Annotated in this window: 6 protein-coding genes and 1 pseudogene; all 7 read right to left on the bottom strand. The window is 63.7% G+C overall.

Annotated features, from left to right (window positions below; translation table 11 throughout):
• Positions 1 to 187 (bottom strand): hypothetical protein (locus tag RMO18_RS15060; protein ID WP_309666979.1); only part of this gene is annotated, 187 nt, incomplete at its 3' end.
• Positions 184 to 579, bottom strand: a pseudogene (locus tag RMO18_RS15055) (magnesium-protoporphyrin IX monomethyl ester (oxidative) cyclase); the annotation flags it as partial. The gene RMO18_RS15060 and the pseudogene RMO18_RS15055, both read right to left, overlap by 4 nt.
• Positions 576 to 872: a hypothetical protein gene (locus RMO18_RS15050; RefSeq protein ID WP_309666977.1), complete on the bottom strand. Its 297-nt coding sequence runs from the start codon at positions 870 to 872 to the stop codon at positions 576 to 578. The gene RMO18_RS15050 and the pseudogene RMO18_RS15055, both read right to left, overlap by 4 nt.
• A gap of 12 nt (positions 873 to 884) precedes the next feature.
• Positions 885 to 1358 (bottom strand): photosynthetic complex assembly protein PuhC, encoded by a 474-nt coding sequence (puhC, locus tag RMO18_RS15045; protein ID WP_309666975.1) that lies wholly within the window; start codon positions 1356 to 1358, stop codon positions 885 to 887.
• A gap of 10 nt (positions 1359 to 1368) precedes the next feature.
• On the bottom strand, positions 1369 to 2004 hold the full coding sequence (puhB, locus tag RMO18_RS15040) for a photosynthetic complex putative assembly protein PuhB (RefSeq protein WP_309666974.1): 636 nt from the start codon (positions 2002 to 2004) through the stop codon (positions 1369 to 1371).
• Positions 2005 to 2065: 61 nt separating this feature from the next.
• Positions 2066 to 2836: a photosynthetic reaction center subunit H gene (gene puhA / locus RMO18_RS15035; protein WP_309666973.1), complete on the bottom strand. Its 771-nt coding sequence runs from the start codon at positions 2834 to 2836 to the stop codon at positions 2066 to 2068.
• A gap of 17 nt (positions 2837 to 2853) precedes the next feature.
• Positions 2854 to 3816, bottom strand: a 963-nt coding sequence (locus RMO18_RS15030) for an MFS transporter (protein WP_309666972.1), incomplete at its 5' end; no start/stop codon positions are given.

Raw genomic sequence — 3816 nt, 5'->3', positions numbered from 1 at the left:
CCTGAATCTCCAGCGCGTCGAAGCCTGCCCTCATCCCCCGGGCAAGCAGGGACGCACCGCCGCCGCCGGCTCCTCCCCGTTGGGGAGGCTGGGAGGGGTTGCCCATTTTCAAGTGCGCATACTCTCCGAACGCATAGCAGTCCGCTACCCCGTCCATCGTGCGCAAGTCTTTGATCAACTGGTACATACTGCTGGATCGCACCGCAAAAAGTAGGCTCGGCGCTTCATCTCCTTGTACAGCACGCAGCCGGAAAACTCGGCAGTGCAGGAGCTGACGAGGAAGTCGATGAATTCGCGGCGCAGCGGCGGGTACATGCCTTCCCAGTCGACTTTGTCCCAAGCTTCGGTCTTTTTGAAATGGCCCTTGTTCGGGTCGGATTTCATCTGCGCGATCAGCTTGTCCCATTCCGGGCGCACTGGGGTCACGTCGATCTTGTCCATCTCGTCAAAGTCGGTGGTGTAGAAGCGGGGGTTCAAGAGCGTGGTTTCGGTGGCCATCGCGGTGGTGTCGGGGATGTCCATCCCAGCCGCCACTTCGGCGCCGCTGTCGGGATAGAGATCGTGCGGGGTCGCGTTCATAGCCGGATCTCCTCGGAGAAGGAAAATTCGCAAAGTTCCATAAAGTCGAAGTCGCCGGTCATCAGGGTCCACTGCCGTTCAAGCCAGGTGGCGCGGGTGATCGTGGCGGTACGGTCCTCGACGACGACCTCGCCGTAGGCGGCCATGACGGGCGCGCCGTGGACGAGGACTTCATCGCCGGGATAGACAACGGCGCCGTTGTTGAAGCGGACGTGGGCGTGCAGGCTTTCGAAGCGATGCGACACTTCGACGGTGCAGGGCACCCTTTCGACGTTGCGTGTGAAAAGTCCCATGGTCGTGGTTCCCTATTTCTGGTCGAGCAGCCGTTCGAACGCGGCTTTGTTATCGGCCCCGAAGGCGTAAAGCTCAGCGCTCCACCCGGTTTCGGGGTCTTCGGCCACAAGACGGCCATTGGCATATTCGACGATGCGCACGGGCTTGGTCTGATCGACCGCGCGCTTGCGCCGTTCGGTAAAGATGCCCGACTGGATGACGGTGATAAAGCCCCCATGCGGCAGATCCATCAGGACCGAGCCATCGGTATTGCGCACGATGACCGCCTGCGCGCTGAGGCCTTCGAGGATGATCCACTTTTCGCGGACCACGGCGGCAGCTTCGGGTTGGGCCACCGGTTCGCGCCCGGTGACAACGGCAAAGCTGGTGATAGCCAACGCCGAAAGGGCCAGCGCCACCATGCCAAGCAACAGCGCCTTTGGCACGGTTTCAGGGTTGCGGCTGCGAAAGCCCGGTTCGTGGATGAGGGGAGTGTTCTGTGGCATGATCGATCCCCTATTCGGCCGCGACAGTAGCAAGCGGAGCGACCCGCGTCACCTGCGGCATCGAGACCCGGGCCTCGGCCGCGTCGGCCAGAAGGTTTGCCACGCTTTGTGCATCTGGAATGGCGCGCAGGGCGGGTTCGGTCTTGGCCATGCGCCACGGGCGGACATGCGGCCAGGCAATGAGATACGAGATCCGCGTCGTCCCGAGCGTATCAAGTGTGATGGTGCCGGTGCCGTCGCGGCGCAGATCGAGGTTGGCCGCCCCGACCTGCACGAAGGGAAAGTTGAAGGTGACGGGCAGGGCCGCGCCAATCTGCATCACCACCCGCGCGGTGGTGATCGTGTAGGTGGTGGTGCGGGCCTGAACCCACGCAAGGCCGAAGACCACCGCCAGCCCCAATGCAGCCAGCATCACGTAGGGCAGACCCATCGCAAGACCCATCGCAAGGCCACCCTCGGCATAGCCGGTGGCAGCGCGCCACAGGATGATCACGGCAAAGTAGCCGGCGATCCAGTGCAGCCCGTAAGCATCGCGGGCCAAGGCATGCGCGGCAGGTTTGCCCTGCCAGAGGATGTCTTCACCCTGCGGGGGCCGTTCCGGCAGCCCAGGCAAGGCGTCGAAAGCAAAATCGTCATGGCCTGACATGGCAGACCCTCCATCTTGAGGTGAAAAGCGCGGCCCGGGCGCGGGCGGCACCTGTCGGTCTTTAGAAGCCGCGCTTGCGTTTTGCGGCGTCGTACATCAAGCCTCCGGCGACGTAGCCCGAGATCTTGTCTTCCTCCAGCTTGGTCACTTCGCTGGCCGAACGGGTTTGCGGAATGCCCTCAAAGCTGTCGGATGCGATGGCGTTGATGCGCACCCGGTCGGGCCAGATCTTGACCATCGTCATCGGCACCAGCCGCTTGCCGCCCGAGTTCAGATCAACCTCGAGGTAGCGCACCAGCTGTTCAGGGGCATCGACCCACATGTCGGAAATGCGGCCCACGACCTCTAGGTCGGCAGCCTGCACCGGCAAGCCGCGCGGGTCGCGCCCGGCCGAGACGGTGAAACCTTCGGCCAGCGCCATCGGCACGATCTTGTTGTGGCCGTGGCCATCCAGCTCCGGCTCATCGCGGCGTGGGGTCCAGGAGGCGGGGCCGACGCCATCAGCCATGGCATTGCCGGTGGGGGCGTGAGGAAAGCCCTCGGATACGGCAGTGCGGGCCAGGGCCAGGCCGGTTCGGCGATGCGCAGCCTCGTTGGCGGCTGACGGCACCGTCACATCACCCTTGCCATGCGGCAGGCGGAAGGTCTTGGGCCGAGGCACCGGGAACGGGCCCTGATTGGCGGCGGGAAGCCCATCCTCGGTTTCCAGCGGGTAGCCTTCGCGCATGTTTTCGGTCTGCAGATAGTAGATCAGCAGCGCGAAAAAGCCCCAGAACAGCCAGATCGCAAGCGAGGCCAGATCGAAGTTGCCGAAGAAAGTCGTACCGAGCATTGCGGTATCCTCCTGAATCAGGTTGGAAATTCGGCAATGGCCATGCGGGCCTTGCCGGTCTGTTGCGTAGGTTTGATCGTGCCCAGCCGCACCAGTGGGCCAAGCACGATCAGGCTGGCGAAAAGCAGGCCGATTTCTAACTGGTAGACGATGGAATAGGCGGACGAGGCATCCGTCAGGCCCGGCCCAAGGCTGCCATTGGCGATCAGGGCACCGATCCCGTCACGCAGGGATCCGCCGGCAAAGATGGCGACGCCGGCCGCCGTGGCCTGCGCCGCACCCCATGCGCCAAGCGCCAGACCATGACCCGACGCGCCGCGATCGGGCAACGCCATCGCCGCCGTGAGGGTGGAGACGGCAAACAGGCCGGCACCAAGGCCAATGGCGCAGGCCCCGACAAAGAACAGCACGACCGATCCGGTGATCCCGGCAAACAACACGGCGGTGAACGCAGCGATGCCCATCAGAATGCCGCGTGCCGCCATGCGAAACGCGTCATGGCCCTGACCCATCCAGCGACCGGCCAGACCAAAGCCCGCCAGCGCGCCCATCGCATTGGCCGCCGTCAGCCAGGTGGTGGAGCCGACCGACAGGCCCAAAATCTCGCCGCCATAGGGTTCCAGCAGCACATCCTGCATCTGAAAGCCTAAGGTGCCGACGATGACCAGCACCAACAGCCGCCCGGCATCGCCACCGGCAATGAAATCGCGCCACGACTCGCGGAACAGCGGTTTTGCGGCGGTCATTTCGGCGGCGGTCATCGGGTGGACCTGTTCCTGCTTCCACAGCGCGATCATGTTCAGAACCATCGTCATCACGGCGCAGCCCTGCACCACCCGGATCAGCGTGATCTGGTCGAAATCGCGCAACAGCCAGCCGATGATCACAGATGACAGTGCCATTCCCAAAAGGAACATCACATACAAAAGCGCCACCACTTTGGATCGTGTCTCATCCGTCGCGCGGTCTGACGCCAGTGC

The organism is Tabrizicola sp., from assembly GCF_031377265.1.
In the GTDB taxonomy this organism is placed as follows: Bacteria; Pseudomonadota; Alphaproteobacteria; order Rhodobacterales; family Rhodobacteraceae; genus JAUYQR01.
Note: the sequence above shows the minus strand (reverse complement) of the source record. Positions and strands in the feature narration are given on the sequence as shown.

Excerpts from the sequence above, each read along its gene's own strand:
- RMO18_RS15050 (WP_309666977.1), bottom strand. The coding sequence starts at position 872 with ATGGGACTTTTCACACGCAACGTCGAAAGGGTGCCCTGCACCGTCGAA.
- puhC (WP_309666975.1), bottom strand. The coding sequence starts at position 1,358 with ATGCCACAGAACACTCCCCTCATCCACGAACCGGGCTTTCGCAGCCGC.
- puhB (WP_309666974.1), bottom strand. The coding sequence starts at position 2,004 with ATGTCAGGCCATGACGATTTTGCTTTCGACGCCTTGCCTGGGCTGCCG.
- puhA (WP_309666973.1), bottom strand. The coding sequence starts at position 2,836 with ATGCTCGGTACGACTTTCTTCGGCAACTTCGATCTGGCCTCGCTTGCG.